The organism is Actinomadura rubrobrunea NBRC 15275, assembly GCF_001552235.1.
In the GTDB taxonomy this organism is placed as follows: Bacteria; Actinomycetota; Actinomycetes; order Streptosporangiales; family Streptosporangiaceae; genus Spirillospora; species Spirillospora viridilutea.
Genome location: NZ_BCQU01000036.1, coordinates 1 through 23,013, shown reverse-complemented (window position 1 = coordinate 23,013; position 23,013 = coordinate 1). Strand labels below are relative to the sequence as shown.

Here is a 23,013-nt window from a genome sequence, read left to right as displayed (position 1 = left end):
CGTATCAATATCGACACCAGATCAGCCGGAAATTGGCCGATTTTCTGGCACAAATGTCACGGGAACGTGGCGACAGACCGGCGACGGCGGCGTCGCGGGAGGAAGGCCGCGGGCGGCGCCCCGGCGACCGGTCCGGCCGCCGGGATGGCCGGGTGGCAGGCGGGTCAGGCCTGGACGACGGCGCCGCTGGACAGCAGCCCGTCGACGTCGTCGACGCCGAGTTCGGCGAGGATGTCGCGGCTGTGGGCGCCCGGCGCCGGAGGCAGGCCGCCGATCTCGGCGGACGTGCGGGAGAAGCGCGGCGCCGGGGCGGGCTGGCGGTGGCCGCCGCGTTCGACGAACACCTCCCGCGCCGTGTTGTAGGGGTGCTCGGCGGCCTCGCGCAGCGACAGCACGGGCGCCACGCAGGCGTCCCCCGGCAGGAAGATCTCCGCCCACTCGTCGCGCGTCCTGGTCTTGAACGCGGCGGCGAAGCGCTCGCGCAGCGCGGGCCAGTTCTCCGGATCGTCGCGGGACGGCAGGTCGGCCTCGTCCAGGCCGAGGCGGCGCAGGAACTCGGCGTAGAACTGGGGTTCGAGCGCGCCCACCGCGACGTGCCCGCCGTCGGCCGTCTCGTACACGTCGTACCAGGGGGCGCCGGTGTCGAGCAGGTTCACGCCGCGTTCGTCGCGCCACATGCCGCCCGCCAGGAACGCGTGGATGAACGTCGACAGGTGGGTCGTGCCGTCCACGATGGCGGCGTCCACGACCTGGCCGCGGCCGCTCGCGCGCGCCTCCAGCAGCGCCGCCAGCACGCCGACGACCAGGTACATGCTGCCGCCCGCGAAGTCGCCGAGCAGGTTCAGCGGGACCTGGGGAGGCCCGCCGGCGCGGCCGATGGCGTGCAGGGCGCCGGTGACGGCGATGTAGCCGATGTCGTGGCCGGCGCTTCGCGACAGCGGCCCCTCCTGGCCCCAGCCGGTCATCCGGCCGTACACCAGGGCGGGGTTGCGGGCCAGGCAGTCGTCGGGGCCGATGCCGAGCCGTTCGGTGACGCCAGGGCGGAAGCCCTCGATGAGCACGTCGGACCGTTCGACCATGCGCAGCACGACCTCGCGCCCCCGCTCGTTCTTCAGGTCGACCGCGATGGAGCGCTTGCCGCGTCCGAGGAAGTCGGCGGGCACGGCGTCCCTGCCCGGCGCGGCCGAGGAGGCCCGGTCGACGCGGACGACGTCGGCGCCCAGGTCGGCCAGCAGCATCCCGGCGAACGGCCCCGGCCCGATGCCGGCCAGCTCGATCACCCGCACGCCCGACAGCGGCCCCTTGCCCGCCGACTCGCCCATCCGCGGCCCCTTTCGCCCGTCGCCCGTCGCGCCCGTCGCGCCGAACCGGGTTCAGTATCCCAAGTCTGCCCGACTCCGGTAAGCGACCCCTGACCCGCCCCGGCGGCTCCGCGGCGCGCCGAAGCCGGGGTCAGTCGGCTCGGGCGGTGAGAGTGATGGGCGTGCCGGGGTGGTGCTCGTCGTGGGCGCTGGACGCCACCAGCAGGCGGCCCTTGACGACGGACGTGCGCAGCGCCCCCTGGCTGTCCACGTGGGGCACCAGGCCCGGCCCGGCGGCGGCGAGGTAGTACCAGCGTCCGGACGGGGCCTGCCACCACGTGCCGCTGACCGGGTTCGCCACGTCGCAGCTGCCGGTGGCGTGGTGCTCTTCGCCGTGCAGCAGCGTGGCCTCGCCCGCCGGGGCGCCTCCGGCGAAGGACAGGCTGGTGCACACCCACTGGGCGGAGCCGCCGCCGTGAGGCAGCGTGCCCGTCCAGAACTGCCGGGCCGCCGCCTGGGTGACGGGGCGCTCGGGGCGGGGCAGCGCGCACGCCAGGCGCCGCCACAGGCGCGTGCCGTCGGCGCTGAGCGGCGGCGCGGCGTGCTCGCTCGCCACCTGCCGGAGGGAGCGCTCGACGGGGCGGGGCGTGGTGGGACGCTGGGTCAGGACGGCGGGGCGGGGGAACCCGAGGTCGCCCACGGTGCGGTCGCCGTCCGCCCCTTCGAGGCGCAGGAGCGGGCCGCGCCCGCACGGCGTGGCGGGGGCGGGCACCCGTTCGGTGACGCCGGCCGTCACCTTCACCTTGCGGCCGCCGGGGGTCCGGGCGCGGGTGTCCCAGGGGGACAGCAGGTAGCGGCCGCCGCCCAGCGGCAGCGGCGTCGAGCCGTCGTCCGCGGCGGCGGTGAAGACCTCCATGCGCGGTCCGCGCTCGGTGTAGCGGGCGACGCGGTCGCCGTTGCGCAGCAGCGCGGTGGGGACGCCGTCGACGCGCCCCGCGTACAGCAGCTGCGCGCCGATGGCGCCTTCGCCGCGCGGGCGCGGCGCGGCGGTCGAGCGGGCCCAGGCGCTCAGCGCCCGCCCGGTGAACGCCCGGTCCCCGGTCAGGTCGCCGCGGGCGGGCCAGACGTCCAGGCGGTGGGGGCCGCCGCGCCACGCGTTGGGATCGGCGACCACGAGGTGCAGCCCGCGCCCCTGGGACGCACCGCCCGCGAGCGAACCGTCCCTCTCGGTGACCACGAGGGCGCCGACCAGGGCGGCGGTCAGCGCCACGGCGGCGGCGACGGGGATCAGCGGGCGGCGGCGCACCGGGCGGTCCAGGCCCGGGCCGAAGGTGAAGGCGTCCGGTGGCTGGACGTCCGGCAGGTCGGCGGCGTCGGCGGCGTCGATCACCGGCCAGGGATCGCGGATGCGCAGCCGCAGCAGCTGGTCGCGCACCGCGTACCGGCGCATGCCCGCGACCCGCCGCAGCACCCAGGCCACGCGCACGGGCGGGTCGAGGTCGGCGAGGGCGGCCGTCAGCGCCGCGTCCGGCATGCGGGCGGGCAGCGCGCGCAGCCACGGGCCCAGTCCGATGCGCAGCCTGCGGGGCGGGCGCATCGCCCGGCGCAGCACACGGGTCCGCTGCCGGGCCAGGTCGCCGCGCGGGCGGCGGGTGACCGCGTCGTCGACGATCCGCCGGGCGATCGCCATCCGGTAGACGCGGCGCGGTCGGCCCGGCTGAACAAAATACGCCAACCGGACCAGATCCCGATAATGCGTGTCCGCCCCGTTTCTCGTCGCCACTTTCTCCGGCATCGCGCCAGCTCCTCAGGCCGCGAGGGACAATGTCGTCAGTGCGGACCAGAGATTAGAGAGGGCCGTCGGCACCCGGCGCGCTTTTGGTGGAACGATTAACCGAGGCGCCGGACAATTCACGGAATTCCCCGACGAACGCCGCGTGACGATCGCTCATGGATTTCGCCGCGAACGCGCCTCGCGCGACGCGACGCCTCAGGCGCGGAGCGCCTCACCGCGCTCGGCACCCGACATGACCGCGGATCGCCGCCGTCGCCGCGGAATCGCCGGAACGATTTGAACCGGACCGATATGAACCGGAACGAGACGAACGCGAGGCGGGCCCGGTACGTCCTACCCTGTGGGATCGCCCTGGGATCGCTGTGGGATCGCCGACGCGACCGGGGACCGGCGCCGAGAAGTTCGAGGTGGACGTGGACGTGGCAAGCGCTGACGCGGGCGGCATCGCCGAGCTGTGGGACCGGCTGACCGGGACGCAGCCGGACCCGCCGTGGTGGCTGGTGGTCCTGGCCGCCCTGCCGGCGCTGGCCGCCGTCCTGCACGGCCCCACGTGGCGGGTGGCGCGCAACGTGGTCACCATCGCCCACGAAGGCGGGCACGCGCTGGCCGCCCTGCTCACCGCGCGCAAGCTCGACGGCATCAAGCTGCACTCCGACACCTCGGGCGTCACCGTCTCGCGCGGCAAACCGTACGGCCCCGGAATGGTGTTCACCGCGATGGCCGGCTACCTGGCTCCCCCGCTGCTCGGACTGCTGTTCGCCGCTTTGCTGGCCGGGGGCCGCGTCACGCTGATGCTGTGGTTCTCCCTGGCGCTGCTGGCCGGGATGCTCGTGATGATCCGCAACGTCTACGGGGCGCTGTCGGTGGCGGCCACCGGCGCCGTCATCTTCGCCGTCTCGTGGTTCGGCGGCGACAAGACCCAGGCCGGGTTCGCCTATCTGGCCGCCTGGTTCCTGCTGCTGGCCGCGCCCCGTCCCGTCGTGGAGCTCCAGCGCATGCGGGCGCGCCGCATGGCCCCCTCCTCCGACGCCGACCAGCTGGCCCAGCTCACCGGCGTCCCGGGCCTGGCGTGGGTGGGCCTGTTCGCGACGGTGTCGCTGGCGGCGCTGGTGGCGGGCGCCGCGCTCATGGCCCCCGACGGGGCGTCCCTGCCCGACCTGCCCGGGCCGCCCGGCCTCTGATCGATCCCCGTGCGCCGGCCCCGTCCCGGGCCGGATGCGGCCAGAGGTGTGTTCCGGCGGCGGAACGGGCACCGAAGCGACATGGCCGTCAAGAAGCTGGACCGCAGCAAGTACCACCGCAAGCGCAAGGCCAGGATCCGCCGGAAGCGCCACCGCAGCCGCCCCACCACCGGCACGGGCCGCGGCCGCTGACCGTCCGCTCCGCTCCGATCGGGCGTTCCCGCCGGTCGGCCGCCTTCCGCGGTCCGATCCGAGGAACGCCCCGGTCGTGGGGGAATGTCGGACCCGGCCGATAGTTTCGGCCGTGTGAGCGATCGATGGGGTCGGGAGCAGGTGCTCGGGCTCGCGCCCGACGCGGCGTCGGCCAAGGCCGCCGCCGGGGTCGCCGAACCCGCCAAGTGGCGCGGGGCGGGCGCCGACGGCGAGTCGCTGTGGGGCGAGTGCAAGGGCAGCGGCAAGAGCGCCTACCGGACGTGCGTCGACCTGACCGAGCCGGCGTTCCGGTGCACCTGCCCCAGCCGCAAGTTCCCCTGCAAGCACGCCCTGGGGCTGCTCCTGCTGTGGAGCGACGGGGCGGTCGGCGGCGGGGACCGCCCGGCGTGGGCGGCCGAATGGGTCGACCAGCGGCGCGCCCGCGCCGCCAAGGCGCGCGACCGCACGTCCGCGGCGTCCAGGACCAGGGACCCCAAGACCGCCGAACGGCGGCGGCAGCGGGTCGACGACGGCCTCGCCGAGCTCGACCAGTGGCTGCGCGACCAGGTCGCCCAGGGTCTCGCGCAGGCCGAGCACGCGCCCTACCGGCTGTGGGACGACGTCGCCCGGCGCCTGGTGGACGCCCAGGCGGGCACGCTGGCCGGGCAGGTCAAGGGCTTGGCGGCGATCCCCCGGCGGCCGGGATGGCCCGACCGGCTCCTCGAGGAGTACGCGCTGCTGCGGCTTCTGGTGCGCGCCTACCAGCGCGGCGAGGAGCTCCCCGAGGCGCTGCGCGAGACGGTGCGGGCGCGGGTCGGGTTCACGCTGTCGCAGGACGAGGTGGCCGAGCGCGGTGAGCGGGTCCGCGACCGCTGGTGCGTGACGGGCCTGCACGACTCCGAGCAGGAGCGGCTCATCACCCGGCGGGTGTGGCTGCGGGGGCGCCGCACGCGGCGGCCCGCGCTGGTGCTGTCGTTCGCGGCGCCGGGGCGGCCGCTGGACGCCTCGCTGATGGTCGGCACGGAGATCGACGCCGAGCTGCTGTTCTATCCGGGCGCGCAGCCGCTGCGGGCGCTGGTCGGCGAACGGCACGGCCCCGCCGTGCCCGCGGTGCCCGACGGCACGTCGATCCGCGGGTTCCTGGACGAGCACGCCGCCGCCCTGGCGCGCGATCCGTGGGTCGACCGCTGGCCGGTGACGCTGGCGGCGGTACGTCTGGCCCGCTCGGGGGACGGTGTCCTGCACGTCATGGACGAGGCGGGGGACGCGCTCCCGTTGCGGCCGACCGACCCGTGGCGGCTGCTGGCGGTCTCGGGCGGGCACCCGTTCACCTTCGCCGGGGAGTGGACGCCGCGCGGGCTGCGGCCCCTGGCGGCCTGGCACGAGGACGAGGGGATGGTGATCCTGTGAGCACGGCGCCGGACGCCTCGGGCTCCCGGACCCCCGAGCGCGGGTGGAACGAGCACGTCACCGCGGCCCTGCTGGGCACGCGCCGCCGGCCGGCCCCGTCCCTGCCCGAGGCGCCCGCCGAGGTCGACGACCCGGCGGCGCGGCTGCTGGACCAGGCCGCCGTGCTGACGGTGCGGCGGCGCGCGGGCAGGCGTCCGCTCAGGTCCCTGGAGCCGATCGCACCGGCCCCCGTGGAAGATCTGCCGGTCGTCCCGCCCGCGGCCGCGCGGCGGCTGGCGCAGATCCTGGGCGGCACGCAGATCCGGGTCCTGCCCGAATGGCTGGAGGCCGCCGCGGCCGCCGGGCGCCGCGTCCCCGCGCGGCTGCTGCCCGACCTGCTCGAACGCGGCCGCAGCGACCGGATGCTGCGCCCGGCCATCGCCCGCGCGGCGGGGCGGCGCGGCGTGTGGCTCGCGCTGCGGAACACCGAGTGGGCGTACCTGGTGGGGTCCGGGGACGACCCGGGCGGCGGGCCGGAGGTGTGGCAGACCGGCACCCGCAACCAGCGGGTCGCCTACCTGACGGCGTTGCGCGGCAGCGACCCGGCCGCGGCGCGCGAGGCGCTCCGCGAGACCTGGGGCCGGGAGCCCGCGCCCGACCGGGCGGCGTTCCTGGCCACCTTCGAGCACGGGCTGTCGCCCGACGACGAGGAGTTCCTGGAGTCGGCCCTGGAGGACCGCGGCAAGGACGTCCGGCAGATCGCCGCCGACCTGCTGGCGCGGCTGCCCGGCTCGGCGTACGGGGAGCGCATGGCGGCCCGCGCCCGCGCCTGCGTCCGCCCGCTGGAGCGCACGGTGCGGGGACGGCGGCGCCTGTGGGCGGCGGTGGAGCCCCCGCGCACGCACGACGAGGACCTCGCCCGCGACGGCGTCCCGTTCCACCCCTCCGGGTCGTTCGCTCCGGGCGGCCGGTCCGGCGGGCCGGTCGGGACGCGGGCGGCCTGGCTGCGGGAGATCCTGGCCCGCACGCCCCTGGCGACCTGGACGGAGCTGTTCGGGCTGCCGCCCATGGAGATCGTCTGCCTGCCCGTGACCGAGGCGGCGGGGCACGGCGACCGCGAGGACGGCGACGCGCGCCGCGGCGGGGACGCCCGCGCCGCCCGCGACGTGCACATCGGCTGGGCGCGGGCCGCGCTGCGGCAACGCGACGTCGCCTGGGCGCGGGCGCTGCTCAAGGGCGGCGTCCTGGCCGACGAGCCGGAGGCTCTGGCCGAGCTGCTCCAGGTGCTCCCGGCCGACGAACGCGACCAGGCCGCCGCCGATCTGATCCGCTGGGTGGAGGGCGGCCCCGACCTGCTGCGCGTGCTCGAACGCATCCCCGGCCCGTGGACGGGCCAGCTGGCCGACGCCGTGGTCGTCGCCCTGGCGGGGGCGGCCGAGCGGCGGGCGCGGCCCTACGAGCACACCCTGACCCAGCTGTGCCGCCTGGCCGACCAGCGGCTCACCCCCGACGCCGCGCCCCGGCTGGAGGCCCTCGCGGCCCGGCCGGGCGCCGCCCCGGCGGGCGCCGCCGGGCACGCGCTGGCCGAACTGACCGAGACCTTGCGTTTCCGCCACGAGATGCTGAAGGAGCTGACCTCGTGACCACCGACTCCACTCCCCCGGCCGGCGTGCTGCGGCCGCACGCCGAGCAGCAGTACGCCGACGAGTTGGCCCGGCTGGCCGAGCACGACGACCGGCCGCGCCCGCCCGGGTGGCGGCTGTCGCCGTGGGCGGTCACCACGTACCTGATGGGCGGCGAGCTGCCCGACGGCTCGCGCATCTCCCCCAAGTACATCGGCCCGCGGCGGCTGATGGAGGTCGCCGTGGCCACGCTGGCGACCGACCGGGCGCTGCTGCTGCTCGGCGTGCCCGGCACCGCCAAGACGTGGGTGTCCGAGCACTTGGCGGCGGCGGTGAGCGGCGACTCCACGCTGCTGGTGCAGGGCACGGCCGGCACGACGGAGGAGGCCGTGCGGTACGGGTGGAACTACGCCCGGCTGCTGGCCGAGGGCCCGTCGGAGAAGGCGCTGGTGGAGAGCCCGCTGATGAAGGCGATGCGCACCGGCGCGGTGGCCCGCATCGAGGAGCTGACCCGCATGCCCGGGGACGTGCAGGACACGCTCATCACGATCCTGTCGGAGAAGACCCTGCCCGTGCCCGAGCTGGGCGTCGAAGTGCAGGCCCGCAAGGGCTTCACCGTGATCGCCACCGCCAACGACCGGGACCGGGGCGTCAACGAGCTGTCCAGCGCGCTGCGCCGCCGGTTCAACACGGTGGTGCTGCCGCTGCCCGCCACGGCGGAGGAGGAGGTCGACATCGTGGCCCGCCGGGTGGAGCAGATCGGCAGGGCGCTGGAGCTGCCGGACGCGCCCGCGGGCCTGGACGAGATCCGCCGGGTGGTGACCGTCTTCCGGGAGCTGCGCGCCGGGCTGACCGACGACGGCCGCACCAAGCTCAAGTCGCCCAGCGGCACGCTGAGCACCGCCGAGGCCATCTCGGTGATCACCAACGGGCTGGCGCTGGCGGCGCACTTCGGCGACGGCGTGCTGCGCGCCGCGGACGTGGCGGGCGGCATCGTCGGCGCCGTCGTCCAGGACCCGGTGTCCGACCGGGTCGCGTGGCAGGAGTACCTGGAGACTGTCGTCCGGGAACGGCCCGGTTGGCAGGACTTCTACCGCGCGTGCCGGGAGGTGTCTTGAGCCCGTCCCCGCCCCGTCCCGCCGGCGCCGTCCCGGACGCGGCACCGGCAGCCCCGCACGCCGCGGGCCAGGCGGCGCGCCGGCGGGCGCCCGACCGCGGGGAGCGGGCGCAGGTGGAGGTGTACGGGATCCGGCACCACGGCCCCGGGTCGGCGCGGGCGGTGCGGCGCGCGCTGGAGGAGTTCAAGCCCGAGGCGGTGCTGATCGAGGGGCCGCCGGAGGCCGACGACCTGGTCGACCTGGCCGCCGACCCGGGCATGGTGCCGCCGGTGGCGCTGCTGGCCTACTCCCCCGGCCGCACCCCGTCAGCCGACGGCGCCGAGGCGACCGAACGGCGGGCGGCGTTCTGGCCGTTCGCCGAGTTCAGCCCCGAGTGGCAGGCGATCCGCTACGCCCTGGAGGCGGGCGTCCCCGTCCGTTTCTGCGACCTGCCCGCCGCCCACCAGCTCGCCCGGCAGGAGCCGGACGCGGACGCCGGCGATCCCGGGCCGGCCGGGCCCGAGGCGCCCCCTTCCGCCGAGGACGGGCGGCCCGCCGCCGAAACCCCCGAGGGGCGGGACGAGCCGCCGGAGCAGGACATCCGCCTGGACCCGCTGGGCTGGCTGGCGCGGGCCGCCGGGTACGACGACGCCGAACGCTGGTGGGACGACGTGGTGGAGCACCGCGGCGACGGGCCCTCCCCGTTCCCCGCGATCGCCGAGGCGATGACCGAGTTGCGCGCCCGGCTGGCCGCGCTCCCCGAGCGGGAGCACGGCCCCCTGCCGCCCGGCTGCCTGCGGCGCGAGGAGCAGCGGGAGGCGTACATGCGCCGCACCCTGCGCCGCGCGCTCAAGGACGGGTACGAGCGCGTCGCGGTCGTCTGCGGCGCCTGGCACGTCCCGGCGCTGCTGGAGAAGGTCCCGGCGGCGCGCGACGAGCGGACGCTGCGCGGCCTGCCCAAGACCAAGGTCGCGATGACCTGGGTGCCGTGGACGCACGGCAGGCTGGCCGACCGCTCCGGGTACGGCGCGGGCGTGCGGTCCCCCGGCTGGTACCACCACCTGTTCACGTCCGGGGACCGGCCGATCGAGCGGTGGCTGACCGAGGCCGCGCGGGTGCTGCGCGAGGAGGACCTGCACGTGTCGTCCGCGCACGTCATCGAGGCGGTGCGGCTGGCCGAGGCGCTGGCGGCGCTGCGCGGGCGTCCGCTGGCCGGTCTGGACGAGGTCACCGAGGCGGTCCGGGCGGTGCTGTGCGAGGGCAACGAGCTGCCGGTGGAGCTGATCCAGCGGCGGATGGTGGTGGGCGAGCGGCTCGGGTCGGTGCCCGAGCGGACCCCGATGGTGCCGCTGCAGCGCGACCTGCAGGCCGAGCAGCGGCGGCTGCGGCTCAAGCCGTCCGCGCTGGACAAGGAGTACGACCTCGACCTGCGCAAGGCGCTCGACCTGGACCGCAGCCGCCTGCTGCACCGGCTGCGGCTGCTGGGCGTCGACTGGGGCGTGCCGCAGGAGGCGCAGGGCCGGTCCAAGGGCACGTTCCGCGAGAGCTGGACGCTGATGTGGCGGCCGGAGTTCGACGTCGAGCTGATCGAGGCCGGCGCGTGGGGCACCACCGTGCACGGGGCCGCGGCCGCGCGCGCGACGGCGATGGCGGCGCAGGCGGCCACCCTGGCGGAGCTGACGTCCCTGGCCGAGCGGTGCCTGCTGGCCGACCTCGGCGACGCCCTGCCCGCCGTGATGCGGGCCCTGGCCGACCGCGCCGCGGTCGACGCGGACGTGGCGCACCTGATGGCCGCGCTGCCCGCCCTGGTGCGCGCCCTGCGGTACGGCGACGTGCGCGGCACTCCCACCGGCCCGCTGCGCACCGTGGTCGACGGCCTGGTGGTGCGCGTGTGCGTGGGCCTGCCCCCGGCCGTCACCGGGCTGGACGACGACGCGTCCCGGGAGATGCTCGGGCACATCGACGCCGTGCACGGGGCGCTGTCCCTGCTCGGCGACGACGACCACACCGCCCGCTGGCTGCGGACCCTGCGCGTCCTGGTCGACCGGGACGGCGACCGCGCCGTGCACGGCCTGCTGGAGGGGCGGCTGACCCGGCTGCTGCTGGACGCCGGGCGGCTCGACGACGTCCCGGACCGCATGGCCCGCGCCGTGTCGGTCGGCGTCGCGCCCGACCGCGCCGCCGCCTGGGTGGAGGGGTTCCTGTCGGGCGGCGGACTGCTGCTCGTGCACGACGACGACCTGCTGCGCCTGCTGGACGGCTGGATCGCCGGGCTGCCGGCCGACGCGTTCACCGCGGTGCTGCCGCTGCTGCGCCGCACGTTCGGCGGGTACGCGGCGGCGGAGCGGCGCGCCATCGGCGAGCGGGTCCGGCGGCTCGACGCCGCCGGGCCGCCCGCCGCGGCGCGGGACGACGACATCGACGCGGGCCGCGCGGCGGCCGCCGCCGCGACGGCCCTGCGCATCCTCGGCTGGGAGGCCCCCGCGTGAACGACCGCGTGAACGACCGGGTGAACGGGCGGGTGAACGGGCGGATGAACGACGCGACCGACGCCGACCGGGAGCGGCTCAGGCGGTGGCGGCTGGTGCTGGGCGGCGGGGCCGCCGACGGCACCGGCGTCGCGCTCAAGGGCTCGGAGGCGCGCATGGACGCGGCGTTGGAGAAGCTCTACGGCCGCGGCGGCCCGGACGACGGCCGCCCTCGATCGGGGCGCCGCGACGGGGGTCTGGGCGACTCGGCGCCCAGCGTGGCGCGCTGGCTGGGCGACATCCGCGCCTACTTCCCCTCCAGGGTCGTGCAGGTGATGCAGAAGGACGCCATCGAGCGCCTCAACCTGACCCGGCTGCTGCTCGAGCCGGAGATGCTGGACGCCGTCGAACCCGACGTGCACCTGGTGGGCACGCTGCTGGCGCTCAACAAGGTCATGCCGGAGCGGGCCCGCGAGTCGGCCCGCGCGGTCGTCCGCAAGGTCGTGGCGGACCTGGAGCGGCGGCTGGCCCAGCGCACCCGTTCGGCGGTCGCGGGCGCGCTGGACCGCTCGTCGCGCACGTCGCGGCCGCGCCGCCCGGCCGACGTGGACTGGAACCGCACGATCCGCGCCAACCTGCGCCACTACCTGCCCGAGCACGGCACGCTCGTCCCCGAGCGGCTGATCGGGTACGGGCGGCGCGACCAGGCGGTCAAGCGGGACGTGGTGCTGTGCGTCGACCAGAGCGGCTCGATGGCGGAGTCGGTCGTGTACGCGGGGGTGTTCGGCGCGGTGCTGGCGTCGATGCGCTCGCTGCGCACGTCCCTGGTGGTGTTCGACACCAGCGTGGTGGACCTGACCGAGCAGCTGCACGACCCGGTGGAGGTGCTGTTCGGCACCCAGCTCGGCGGCGGCACCGACATCGCCCGCGCGCTGGCGTACTGCCAGGGCCTGATCACCCGGCCCCGCGAAACGATCATGGTGCTGCTCAGCGACCTGTACGAGGGCGGCGACCGCGCGGCGATGCTCCAGCGGGTCGCCGCGCTGACCGCGGCGGGCGTCCAGGTGATCGCGCTGCTGGCGCTGTCGGACGAGGGCGCGCCCGCCTACGACCGGGAGAACGCGGCCTCCCTGGCCGCTCTCGGGGTCCCCGCGTTCGCCTGCACCCCGGACGCCTTCCCCGACCTGATGGCGGCGGCCGTCCAGCGCCGCGACATCAAGGAGTGGGCGGAACGCGCCCTCACCTGACCGCGCCCCGCACGTGACCGCGGAACCGGGCCGCCGCACCGGCCGGCGGCCCGGTGCGGCCGCCGTGCCGCGGGACGGGCGTGATGCCCTGCTCGATGGTCCCGTCCCGACCGACGAGGGGCCCGGCCGAGCCCGCCGACCGGACAGGGATTATCTTTGCTCATATGAGCAGCAGTTCAGATGTCCGCGCGGTCGCCGACGGATGCGCGGTGCGCGTGGTGGACCCGGAGAAGGTCGCCGTGGTCACCGCGGCCCTGCCCGCCGACGAGCAGATCGTCGACCTGGCGCAGGTGTTCGGGCTGCTGGCGGACCCGGGGCGGCTGCGGATCATCACGGCGCTGCTGGAGGGCGGGGAGATGTGCGTGTGCGACATCGCGGCCGCGTGCGGGCATTCGGAGTCCGCGGTCTCGCACGCGCTGCGCCTGCTGCGCGCCAGCGGCGTGGTGCGCGCCCGCCGGTCCGGGCGCATGGCCTACTACCGGCTGGCCGACTCGCACGTCAGGATGCTGCTCGATCTCGCCCTGGCGCATGTCGGGCACCAGGAGGACGAAGCGTGACCGCGCCCCCGGCCGGGGCGCGCCGACGGCGCTTCACGGCCCCGGAGAGGAGCGGGTGCAGCCCATGAGCGCGGATCGGGAGAGCGTCGCCGGGAAGCGCCGTGCCCGGCGCGGGCGGATTCCCCTGTTCGGGCGCGCACGAGCCGACGGTCACGGCCGTGCCCAGGGGCATGCCCGGGGGCACGCCCACGGACACGGACATGGGCACGGACACGGGCACGGACACGGGCATGCGATGTCGGCGGACGCCGACCGCCGTCTGCTGGCGGCGGCGCTCGCCCTGCTCCTGGCGTTCATGGCCGGCGAGGTGGTCGTCGGCCTCGCCGCCCGCTCCCTGGCGCTGATCACCGACGCCGGGCACATGCTGACCGACGCGTTCGCGATCGCGCTGGCGCTGGTGGCGATGCGGATCGCGGCGCGTCCCCCCAAGGGCGGCTACACCTACGGGCTGCGCCGCGCGGAGATCCTGTCGGCGCAGCTGAACGGGCTGACGCTGATCCTGCTGGCGGCGTACTTCGTCTACGAGGGCGTCTACCGGCTCATCGACCCGCCGGCGGTGGACGGCGGCATGGTGTTCTGGACGTCCCTGGCCGGCATCGCCGTGAACCTGGCGGCGACCTGGCTGATCGGCCGGGCCGACCGGCGCAGCCTCAACGTCGAGGGGGCGTTCCAGCACGTCCTCAACGACCTGTTCGCGTTCGTGTCCACGGCCGTCGCGGGCCTGGTGGTGTGGGTCTCCGGGTTCGCCCGCGCCGACGCGATCGCCTCGCTGGTGGTGGCCGCGCTGATGCTGAAGGCGGGGTACGGGCTGCTGCGCGACGCCGGGCGGGTGCTCATGGAGGCGGCCCCGGCGGGCGTGGACCCCACCGAGATCGGCGCGCGGCTGGCGGGGCGCCCCTGCGTGGAGGAGGTGCACGACCTGCACGTGTGGGAGGTCAGCTCCGGCTACCCCGCGCTGTCGGCGCACGTGCTGGTGGAGCCGCGGGGCGACTGCCACGCGGTGCGCCGCGATCTGCAGGACGTGCTGCGCTCCTCCTACGGGATCGTCCACACGACCCTCGAGGTCGACCACGTCGACGAGGACTTCCACTGCGAGGACCCGCACGGCCCCCGGCACGTGAACGGCTCGGGGGAACGGCACGACCACCTCGCCGACCCGGGCTGCGGCCACTGATCACGGAGGCGCACCGATCACGGACGCGCGCCGATCACGGCCGCGGCCGTCACACGATCTCGGCGGTGAGGACGGGCAGGGCGGCGCGCAGCTCGCGCTCCCAGTACGGCCAGTCGTGCGTGCCCTCGTAGAAGTGGGTCGACACCGGGATGCCCAGCGTTCTCAGCTTGCCGGTGAACTCGAGGGCCAGGGTGTGCGCGAGGGTCTCCAGGACGTCGCGGCGGCCCGTGTCCTCGGCGCCGTCGCGGCGCGCCCCGCCGCCGGGGGCGCCGTCGCCCGCGCTGACGTACAGCCGCACGCCGGACAGGCGGTCGGCCAGGTCGTAGGGGTTGTGCCGGCGCCACACCGCCCGCTGGGCGTCCGGGTCGCCCCACACGTCGGTCCAGGCGGCGCCGGGGCGGCCGATCGCCACGCCCAGTTCCACCAGGTCGGCCACGTCCAGGCCGCTCTCGTCCCGGTACAGGGTGTGGACGAAGCCGCTGAAGGAGGCCGCCGCCCGGAACAGACCCCGGTGGCGCGCCGCGTACGCCAAGGCGCCGGTGCCGCCCATGGCGTTGCCGGCGACGGCGCGCGCCGTCCCGGCGCCGTAGCCGCGTTCGAGGATCTGCCGCAGCTCCGTGAGGTGGAAGGTCTCCCATTGAGGCGGCCCGCCGGCGCCGCGATTCCACCAGTCGGTGCAGGAGGCGCAGGGGCCGCCGTCCGGCATGACGACGATGACGTCCAGGTCCTCGGTGAGCCCTTCGACGTCGGTGTGGGCGGTCCAGGCGGTGTGGCCGTCCTCGCCGTCGCCGCCGTACGCGCCGCTCAGCAGCCACAGCGCCGGCCAGGCGCGCGAGCCGTCCCGGCTCCAGCCGCGGGGCAGCAGCAGCCTGACCCGCGCGAGGCGGTCCAACACGGGTGACCGGATGGTCAGGTCGAGGATGCGCCGACCGACGCGGCGTTCTCCGATGACGGCCGCGCCGTCGTCGGCGCCGGCGGGGGCCCTGCGGCGGCGGCCGGGCACCCGCGCGGGCCCTTCCGGCGCGATCGACGCCAGCACTCCCGCGACCCCCGCGACCCCGGCGATCACGCCCATTCCGATCAAGCCGCGCCGCCCCATCGTCCGCCCCGCCGACATCTCGCGCTCCGCTTGACGGAATTGTCCCCGTTCTCCGGACGTCCAACGCAGAGTAACGGGGAAATAAAATGTGCGCGGCAGGTTCGCCGAGGACGGGGCGGGCGACCGACGTCAGGGGGATCGAATGGACGGCCCAGGACCCCGCGCGATGCGCAGCAAGTCGCAGCTGCAGGCGGCCATCCGCGACGGCGGACGCGCCGTGCTGGTCGTCAACGCGCGCTCGCGGCGCGGCCGCCGCCTGTTCGACCGGGCCCGGGAGCTGCTGGACGCGGCGGGCCTGCGGTTCGTCGAGACGGTCCCGGTGACCGACCCGGCGCGGCTGCGGGAGATCTTCACCGGCGTGCTGGCCCTGGAGCCGGACCTGGTGGTGGTCGGCGGCGGCGACGGCACGGTCGCCGAGGCCGTCAGCCACCTGGCGCACCGCGACGCCGCCCTCGGCGTGCTGCCGCTGGGCACCACCAACAACTTCGCCCGCAGCCTGGAGTTGCCGCTGAACCTGAAGGACGCGGTGGCGGTGCTGCGCGACGGCAAGGTCGCCGACGTGGACGTGGGCTGGGTGCGCGGCACCCGGCCCGACGGCTCGGGCGCCGAGACCGACGGCGGGCGCCTCATCTTCGCCAACATGGTCAGCCTCGGCCTGTCCGTGCACGTCGCCCAGCACGTCCCGCACGGCCTGAAACGGGTGCTGGGCCGGGGCGCCTACGCGCTGACGGCGGCGTGGCTGCTGCCGCGGCACGAGGCGTTCCGCGCCACCATCCGCGCCGGCGACCGGGTCCAGGAGGTCACCACGCACCAGTTGAACGTGGCCAACGGCGCCCATCACAGCGGCCAGCGCATCGCCCGCGACGCCAGCCCCGACGACCGGCTGCTGGCGGTGTACCGGCTGGGCGACGAGCGGCGGCTGCGGCTGGCGTCGGCGACCGCGCGGCACCAGCTCACCGGCCCGTGGCGGTCGCTGCGCGAGGACGCGTTCCTCACCACCGACGAGGTGCACATCGCCACCGACCCGCCGCTGCAGGTCGACGTGGACGGCGAGATCCGCGGCCGCACCCCGGTGACGGTGCGGCTGCTCGGCAACGCCCTGCGGGTGATCGTCCCGCAGTCCTTCGTGGACACCTGAGCCGTCGGCCCCGGGTCCGCGCCGTCCGGGCGGGCGGACGGCGCGAGTGATCGGTTCCGGCGGGCCCGGCGGGTTCGGCGCGGCGCCGGAAGGGGGAGGCATAACCGCATGGAGTCCGACATCCTCAGTGGGCTGAACCCCTTCGACATCTTCGACCGCGAGGCCGAGCGGCTGGACGCCTTCTTCGCCGAGCTGGGCCCCGACGACTGGGACCGGCCGTCCCGGTGCGCCGGCTGGTCGGTCCGCGATGTGCTGGCGCACCTGGCCGGGGCGGAGCTGTACAACCACGCCTGTCTGGACGACGAGCTCGACGTGCTGTTCAACCGCCTGGCCAAGGAGGGCGTGAGCGGCGTGGACGGATTCAACCAGTGGTGCGTCGACACCCGCCGCGGGCTGCCGGTCGCCGGGGTGCTGGGCGAATGGCGCCGCCAGAACGGCGACACGCGGCGCCGCATGCGCGAGCGCGGCGCCGACGCGATGCTGCCGACGATGGCCGGCCCGTACCCGGTGGGCCTGCAGGCCTTCCACTACGCCTCCGATTACGCCGCGCACGCCGACGACGTGGGCGTCCCCGTCGCGGAGGGCGAGGAGCCGGCGCGGTCGCAGTGGCGGGCCCGGGTGGCCCGGTTCGTTCTCGCCGAGCGCGGCTCGCCCGTGCGGGTCGAGGACGTCCCGGGCGGGGTGCGGGTGCTCCTGGACGGCCGGGCCGGCGGGGACGCCCGGGAGGCGCGGCTGTCCACGTCCGACTTCGTCGAGGCCGCCGTGAACCGGCTGCCCGACGAGCACCCGCTCGATCCGGAGCTGCGCGCGGCGCTGGTCTGCCTGGCCTGACCGGGCGGTCAGCCGACGGCGGACAGGTCGGCGAGGTCCTCGTCGGTGAGGCGCAGGCCCGCGGCGGCGATGTTCTCCTCCAAGTGGGCCGGATCGGACGTTCCCGGGATGGCGAGCATCACGGGCGACAGGGCCAGCAGCCCTGCCAGCAGCACCTGCGCCGTGGTCGCCCCGTGGCGCGCCGCGACCCGCCGGACGCGGTCGTCGTCGGGGAGGCCGAACCCGCCGAGCGGGAAGTAGGGCACGAAGGCGATCTTCTCGCGGGTGCACACGTCCAGCAGCGCGGTGTCCGCGGGCATCGTCACGTCGAAGCGGTTCTGCACCGCGGCCACCGGCGCGATCCGGCGCGCCTCGGCGAGCTGGGCGGCCGACACGTGGCTGACGCCCAGATGCCGGATCAGCCCCCGCTCGCGCAGTTCGGCCAGCACCGCGAACCGCTCCCCGATCGACTCGTCGCCGGGCGGCTCCAGGAGGCCGGGGCGCAGGTACACCAGGTCCAGCTGGTCGCGGCCGAGTTCGCGCAGGTTGCGCTCCACCTCGGCGCGCAGGTCCCCGGCGGCCAGCTCCCCCGTCGGCATGGCGTCGCCCGGCCCCCGGTACGGACCGACCTTGGTGGCGATCACCAGGCCGTCCGGGTACGGGTGCAGGGCCGCCCGGATGAGCTCGTTGGCGGACAGGTCGCCGTGGAAGTAGAACGCGGCGGTGTCGATGTGGTCGACGCCGAGCTCCACCGCCCGGCGCACGATCTTCAGCGCGGTGTCGCGGTCGTTCAGCCTGCCGGCACGCGGATCGCCGGGCAGGCGCATCGCGCCGAACCCCATCCTGGCGACCCGCAGGTCGCCGCCCAGCGTCCAGTGTCCGGCCGCGGTCGCGTCGATCTGTCTGGTCATGCCCCTCAGACTGCTCGGCGCCCCCGGCTCGGGCGAACGGCTGAGTGCGCACCTAGGCAGATGACCAATTGGTCATTATCCTCGGGGCGTACGGATCCCCCGCGCACACCGGACGGCAGCATGGACGCACCGCACGACGTCGTGATCATCGGGAGCGGGTTCGGCGGGATCGGCATGGCCGCCCGGCTGCTGCGGGCCGGGGTGCGGGACGTGGTGGTCCTGGAAAAGGCCGACGGGCTGGGCGGGACCTGGCGCGACAACACCTATCCCGGCGCCGCCTGCGACATCCCGTCGCACCTGTACTCGTTCTCGTTCGAGCCCAAGGTCGACTGGAGCCGCCGCTTCCCGCGGCAACAGGAGATCCTCGACTACCTGTGGCACGTGGCGCGCAAGTACGACGTGCTGCCGCTCATCCGGTTCGGCGCCGAAGTGACCGAAGCGCGGTTCGACGAAGAGGCCGGCCTCTGGCGGGTCTCCACCTCCGGCGGCGACCGGCTGGCGGCGCGGGTGCTGATCAGCGCGTGCGGGCAGCTCAACCGGCCCGCGCTGCCGGACATCGAGGGACGGGACTCCTTCGCCGGGCCCAGCTTCCACTCCGCCCGTTGGGACCACGGCGTCGACCTGTCCGGCAAGCGGGTGGCGGTGATCGGCACCGGCGCGAGCGCGATCCAGATCGTGCCGGAGCTCGCCACGACGGCCGAACGGCTGGTGGTGTTCCAGCGGTCGGCGCCGTACGTGATCGGCAAACCGGACCGGCCGTACCGGGCCTGGGAGAAGACGCTGCTGGCCGCCGTGCCGGGGCTGTACGCGCTGAGCCGCGCCAGGATCTACGCGCTGTACGAGGCGCGGGCCCTGGCCTTCATCAAGTACCCCGCGCTGATGCGGCTGCTGACGTGGCAGTTCCGGCGCATCCTGCGCGCCCAGGTCCCCGACCCTGGGCTGCGCGCCCGGCTCGTCCCCGACTACCCGATGGGCTGCAAGCGCATCCTGCTGTCCGACGACTACTATCCCGCGCTCACCCGCCCCAACGTCGACCTGGTCACCGATCCGATCACGCGGATCACCCCGTCCGGCGTCGAGGCCGGCGGCCGCGTCCACGAGGTCGACGTGATCGTCTACGCCACCGGGTTCCGCGGCGCCGACTTCGTGGGGCCGATGAAGATCGTCGGCCGGGGCGGCCTGACGCTGGACGAGGCGTGGCGCGACGGCGCCCGCGCCCATCTGGGCATCGCCGTCAGCGGCTTCCCCAACCTGTTCCTGCTGTACGGGCCGTACACCAACCTCGGCCACAACTCGATCATCTACATGCTGGAGTCGCAGTTCCGGTACGTGCTGGGATGCGTGCGGGCGCTGCGCCAGACCGGGCTGGCGTGGATCGACGTCCGCCCCGAGGCGCAGGACGCCTTCGACCGCCGGATGCGCGAGCGGATGCGCGCCACGGTGTGGGAGGCCGGCTGCGCGAGCTGGTACATGACCGCCGACGGCAAGGTCGTCAACAACTGGCCGGGGTTCACCTTCGCCTACCGGCGCGCCACGCGCCGCCCCGACCCGAGGCACTTCCGGGCGGGACGCGCCCGGCCGATCCGCCCCGCGGCCGCCGGGCGGGCGGCGGACCTCTAGGCTCGGGGCATGCCGACTGCATTGATCACCGGCGCCACCGCGGGCATCGGCGCCGCCTTCGCCCGCCGGCTGGCGTCCGACGGATTCGACCTGGTGCTGCTGGCCCGCGACGCCGAACGGCTGGAGCGGACGGCGCGGGAGCTCGGCGGCGCCTACGGGGTGCGGACCGAAGTGCTCGTCGCCGACCTGGCCTCCGACGAGGGGCTGGACGCCGCCGAGCGGCGGGCGCGCGACGGCGTGGACCTGCTGGTCAACAACGCCGGGTTCGGCCACGGCGGCAGGTTCCTCGACGTCCCCCTGGAGAACGAGCTGCGGATGCTGCGGGTGCACTGCGAGGCGGTGCTGCGGCTGACCCACGCGGCCCTGCCCGGCATGCTGGAACGCGGCCGCGGCGAGATCATCAACGTGTCGTCCACGGCGGCGTTCCTGGTGCGCGGCACCTACGGCGCGTCCAAGGCGTGGGTGGTGAGCTTCACCCGGGGCGTTGCCGAGGACATCGCCATGCGCGACGGCGGCCGCGGCGTGCGGGTGATGGCGCTGTGCCCCGGGTTCGTGCGCACCGAGTTCCACCAGCGGGCCGGGATGAACATGTCGGGCGTCCCCGACGCGCTGTGGCTGGACAAGGACAAGGTCGTCGACGCGGCGCTGCGCGACCTGCGGCGCGGCCTGCGGGTCAGCGTGCCCGGCGCCCAGTACAAGGCGCTCGTCGGCCTCAGCCGCCTGCTGCCGACCTCGCTCGTCGGCCGCGTCTCGTCGCGCACCGGCCGCCGCTATGACTGATCGCACCCCGGACGACGCCGCCGGGCCCGTCGGCGTTGCGGGCCCTCCCCGGCGGCGGGAATGCTGACGTCATGCGGGTCTTGGTGACGGGCGCGGCCGGATACGTCGGATACGCGGTGGGGCGGCGTCTCGTCGCGGCCGGGCACGAGGTCGACGGGCTGATCCGCCACCCCGACCAGGGCCTGCCGCCGGGGGTGCGGCCCCTGGTGTGCGACCTGCTCGACCGGCCGGCGCTGGAGGCCGTGCTGCGCGAACCGTACGACGCGGTGTGCCATCTGGCCGCGCTGACGAGGGTCCGCGAGTCGTTCGCGGAGCCGCTGCGGTTCTTCGAGGTCAACGTGCAGGGCACGGTCAACCTGCTGGGCCTGCTCGCCCCCGGCACGCGCATGGTGTACGGGTCGACCGCCGCCGTCTACGGCACCCCCGAGTGGCAGCCGATCCACGAGGACCAGACGCCCGCGCCGACCAGCCCCTACGGCGCCTCGAAGCTGGCCGCCGAGCAGGCGGTGCGCTTCCACGCCCGCACCGGCGCGATCGGCGCGGTGGTGCTGCGCACGTTCAACGTCGCGGGCTCGGTGGACGGACGCGGCGACCCCGATCCGACCCGGCTGATCCCCAAGGCGCTGGCCGTGGCGGCGGGCCGGGCCCCGCACCTGGAGATCAACGGCGACGGCGGCGCGGTCCGCGAGTACGTGCACGTCGACGATCTCGCCGAGGCCCACGTCCTCGCGCTGGACGCCGCCCGGCCCGGCGAGGACCGCGTCTACAACGTCGGCAGCGGCATCGGGGTGTCGGTCCGCGACGTGGTGGCGGCCGTGGAGAAGGTGACGGGCCGCCGCGTGCCGACGGTGCACCGCCCGCCCCGGCCCGAACCGCCCCTGCTGATCTCCGACGCCACCGCCGTCCGCCACGACCTGGGCTGGCGTCCGCGGCGGTCGGAGCTGCCGCAGATCATCGCCGACGCGTGGGCCGCCCTCACCCGCGCGAACGGATAAACTCCCAGCGTGTCCGAGCCGAAGTTCGAAGTCCAGATGCTTCACGACCGTGTCATGATCAAGGTCGAGAAGGAGCCCGGGGAGCGGCGCAGCACCAGCGGCATCGTGATCCCGGCCACCGTGGAGCAGTCCAACCGGCTCGTCTGGGGCCAAGTGTGCGGCGTCGGCCACCACGTGCGCACCGTCAAGGTCGGCGACCGGGTGCTGTTCCATCCCGAGGATCAGTACGAGGTCGAGATCCAGGGCGAGAACTACCTGGTCATGCGGGAGCGGGATCTGCACGCCATCGCCAGCGAGCGCCCCGAGCACGGCACCGGCCTCTACCTTTGACCGCGTCCCTCCCCCGGGGGCGCCCACGCCGGCGTTGATCGCGGGCCGCCGCGTCCACGGGCCGCCACCAGGACGGCATCGCTCGGGAACGCCGAGGAGGATTCCGCTTCCGGCATCGCAGGGACGGCGCGAAAGGACGGCACGAAGCGGCGACTGTACCAACAGGGCGGCATGACAGGGCGGGCATGACAGGGCGGGCATGACAGGGCGCGGACGACAGAGCGCCGTATGACAGGGGCGGGTCGACAGGGGGCGAACCACGTCCGGGGATGCGCATCGGCGCGCCCGCCGGCTCCCCGGTCCAGGACTTCCCGCCGGGCGGCACGGACGACGGCCGCGGTCGGCGGACCGCCTTCCCGATGCCTCCGCGCGCCGCACGCGCCGCGAGGACGCCCGTCACACCGCGACGACGGCCGTGGAGCCCCGCCGGTGCTTGCGGACGCGCAGCTGCGCGGGGATGCGGGTACGCAGCTCCGCGACGTGGCTGACGATGCCGACGGCGCGGCCGCCGTCGCGCAGCCCGTCCAGGACGTCCATCACCTCGTCGAGGGTCTCCTCGTCGAGGCTGCCGAAGCCCTCGTCCACGAACAGGGTGTTGATCTCGGTGCCGCCCGCCTCGGCGGTGACCACGTCGGCCAGGCCGAGCGCCAGCGCCAGCGAGGTGACGAACGACTCGCCGCCCGACAGGGTGACCGGGTCGCGGGCCTGGCCCGTCCAGGCGTCCGCCACGCGCAGGCCGAGCCCGCCGCCGCTCCTGCTGCGGTCGCCCGCCGCCTTGTCGACGGTGTGGACGAGCGCGTACCGGCCCGCCGACATGCGCGCCAGCCGGTGGTTGGCGGCGGCGACGACCTGCTCCAGCCGCGCGGCCAGCACGTACGCCGACAGCGACATGGCGTCCCGGTTGTCCGGCGACTTGCCGGAGGCCAGGCCCGCCATCCGCTCGGCGACGGCGTGGCGGCGGGCGGCCGGGCGCCAGTCGGCGACGCGGGCCGCCAGCTCGGCGCGCAGCTCGGCGAGGCGTTCGCGGCGGCGCCGGGCGTTCGCCGCGGCCGACGCCGCGGCCGTGTACGCCGCCTCGGCCGCCTCCTCCGCGCGCCGCAGCGCCTCCAGGTCGGGCGCGGGGGCCTGCGCGGCGGCCGCGATGTCCGGGTCGTCGAGGACGGCCTGGACGCGGGCCAGCTCGTCGTCGTGCCGGCGGGCCTGCTCGGCGAGGTCGCGGCGGCGGGCCTCGTCCAGGTCGGCGGCGAGCGCGTCGTCGGGGCCGGCGAAGCCCGCGTCGGCCGCCGCCCGGGCCGCCGCGGCGCGGG

General features: G+C 75.7%; 19 protein-coding genes. 14 read left to right on the top strand and 5 right to left on the bottom strand.

Annotation, left to right across the window (positions count from 1 at the left end):
• Positions 1–164 precede the first annotated feature (164 nt).
• Both AR3_RS13595 and AR3_RS13590 read right to left on the bottom strand, forming a co-directional pair.
• On the bottom strand, positions 165–1,322 hold the full coding sequence (locus AR3_RS13595) for a CaiB/BaiF CoA transferase family protein (RefSeq protein WP_067913991.1): 1,158 nt from the start codon (positions 1,320–1,322) through the stop codon (positions 165–167).
• Positions 1,323–1,452: 130 nt separating this feature from the next.
• The gene (locus AR3_RS13590) at positions 1,453–3,096 is read right to left on the bottom strand and encodes a hypothetical protein (protein WP_146150207.1); all 1,644 of its coding nucleotides are present in this window, start codon (positions 3,094–3,096) and stop codon (positions 1,453–1,455) included.
• Positions 3,097–3,515: 419 nt separating this feature from the next.
• Here AR3_RS13590 and AR3_RS13585 point away from each other — a divergent pair, with 419 nt between their 5' ends.
• The 8 genes from AR3_RS13585 to AR3_RS13550 all read left to right on the top strand — a co-directional run bounded on the left by AR3_RS13585 (position 3,516) and on the right by AR3_RS13550 (position 14,023).
• The gene (locus AR3_RS13585; protein ID WP_067914057.1) at positions 3,516–4,277 is read left to right on the top strand and encodes a M50 family metallopeptidase; all 762 of its coding nucleotides are present in this window, start codon (positions 3,516–3,518) and stop codon (positions 4,275–4,277) included.
• 306 nt (positions 4,278–4,583) lie between these two features.
• A complete protein-coding gene (locus tag AR3_RS13580; RefSeq protein ID WP_227023034.1) occupies positions 4,584–5,879 on the top strand; it encodes an SWIM zinc finger family protein in 1,296 nt (431 codons plus the stop codon).
• Positions 5,876–7,501, top strand: a complete 1,626-nt coding sequence (locus AR3_RS13575) for a DUF5691 domain-containing protein (RefSeq protein WP_067913980.1) — start codon at positions 5,876–5,878, stop codon at positions 7,499–7,501. Before AR3_RS13580 ends, AR3_RS13575 begins: the two co-directional genes overlap by 4 nt.
• Positions 7,498–8,598, top strand: a complete 1,101-nt coding sequence (locus AR3_RS13570; protein WP_067913978.1) for an ATP-binding protein — start codon at positions 7,498–7,500, stop codon at positions 8,596–8,598. The genes AR3_RS13575 and AR3_RS13570 overlap by 4 nt, the downstream gene beginning before the upstream one ends.
• Before the next feature lie 113 nt (positions 8,599–8,711).
• Positions 8,712–11,066, top strand: coding sequence for a DUF5682 family protein (locus AR3_RS13565; protein ID WP_067914054.1), 2,355 nt, complete (start codon positions 8,712–8,714; stop codon positions 11,064–11,066).
• Between the two features lie 44 nt (positions 11,067–11,110).
• A complete protein-coding gene (locus tag AR3_RS13560) occupies positions 11,111–12,292 on the top strand; it encodes a VWA domain-containing protein (protein WP_067914051.1) in 1,182 nt (393 codons plus the stop codon).
• Positions 12,293–12,456: 164 nt separating this feature from the next.
• Positions 12,457–12,849, top strand: coding sequence for an ArsR/SmtB family transcription factor (locus tag AR3_RS13555; RefSeq protein WP_067913975.1), 393 nt, complete (start codon positions 12,457–12,459; stop codon positions 12,847–12,849).
• A 235-nt stretch (positions 12,850–13,084) separates the two neighbouring features.
• Complete coding sequence (locus AR3_RS13550; RefSeq protein ID WP_067913972.1) at positions 13,085–14,023, top strand: cation diffusion facilitator family transporter; 939 nt, start codon at positions 13,085–13,087, stop codon at positions 14,021–14,023.
• 49 nt (positions 14,024–14,072) lie between these two features.
• Here the strand turns inward: AR3_RS13550 and AR3_RS13545 are convergent, their stop codons facing one another.
• Entirely contained in the window at positions 14,073–15,140 is a 1,068-nt protein-coding gene (locus tag AR3_RS13545; protein WP_227023035.1) for an alpha/beta hydrolase, read from the bottom strand.
• Positions 15,141–15,288: 148 nt separating this feature from the next.
• Here AR3_RS13545 and AR3_RS13540 point away from each other — a divergent pair, with 148 nt between their 5' ends.
• Positions 15,289–16,260, top strand: a complete 972-nt coding sequence (locus AR3_RS13540; protein WP_067913967.1) for a diacylglycerol/lipid kinase family protein — start codon at positions 15,289–15,291, stop codon at positions 16,258–16,260.
• Between the two features lie 108 nt (positions 16,261–16,368).
• Positions 16,369–17,091: a maleylpyruvate isomerase family mycothiol-dependent enzyme gene (locus AR3_RS13535; RefSeq protein WP_067913964.1), complete on the top strand. Its 723-nt coding sequence runs from the start codon at positions 16,369–16,371 to the stop codon at positions 17,089–17,091.
• Positions 17,092–17,099: 8 nt separating this feature from the next.
• On the opposite strand, the gene AR3_RS13530 is transcribed toward AR3_RS13535, so the two are convergent.
• On the bottom strand, positions 17,100–17,981 hold the full coding sequence (locus AR3_RS13530; RefSeq protein ID WP_067913961.1) for an aldo/keto reductase: 882 nt from the start codon (positions 17,979–17,981) through the stop codon (positions 17,100–17,102).
• Between the two features lie 120 nt (positions 17,982–18,101).
• Between AR3_RS13530 and AR3_RS13525 the strand changes: the two genes are divergently transcribed.
• The 4 genes from AR3_RS13525 (at position 18,102) to AR3_RS13510 (ending at position 21,706) form a co-directional block, all read left to right on the top strand.
• On the top strand, positions 18,102–19,601 hold the full coding sequence (locus AR3_RS13525) for a flavin-containing monooxygenase (RefSeq protein WP_067913959.1): 1,500 nt from the start codon (positions 18,102–18,104) through the stop codon (positions 19,599–19,601).
• Positions 19,602–19,610: 9 nt separating this feature from the next.
• Complete coding sequence (locus AR3_RS13520; RefSeq protein WP_067913957.1) at positions 19,611–20,381, top strand: SDR family NAD(P)-dependent oxidoreductase; 771 nt, start codon at positions 19,611–19,613, stop codon at positions 20,379–20,381.
• A gap of 71 nt (positions 20,382–20,452) precedes the next feature.
• Positions 20,453–21,376 carry an NAD-dependent epimerase/dehydratase family protein gene (locus AR3_RS13515; RefSeq protein ID WP_067913954.1) on the top strand — a complete coding sequence of 308 codons (924 nt, stop codon included), beginning with the start codon at positions 20,453–20,455 and terminating at the stop codon, positions 21,374–21,376.
• A gap of 9 nt (positions 21,377–21,385) precedes the next feature.
• Complete coding sequence (locus AR3_RS13510) at positions 21,386–21,706, top strand: GroES family chaperonin (protein WP_067913951.1); 321 nt, start codon at positions 21,386–21,388, stop codon at positions 21,704–21,706.
• A 396-nt stretch (positions 21,707–22,102) separates the two neighbouring features.
• Here the strand turns inward: AR3_RS13510 and AR3_RS13505 are convergent.
• Positions 22,103–23,013 (bottom strand): SbcC/MukB-like Walker B domain-containing protein (locus AR3_RS13505; protein WP_169803830.1); only part of this gene is annotated, 911 nt, incomplete at its 5' end.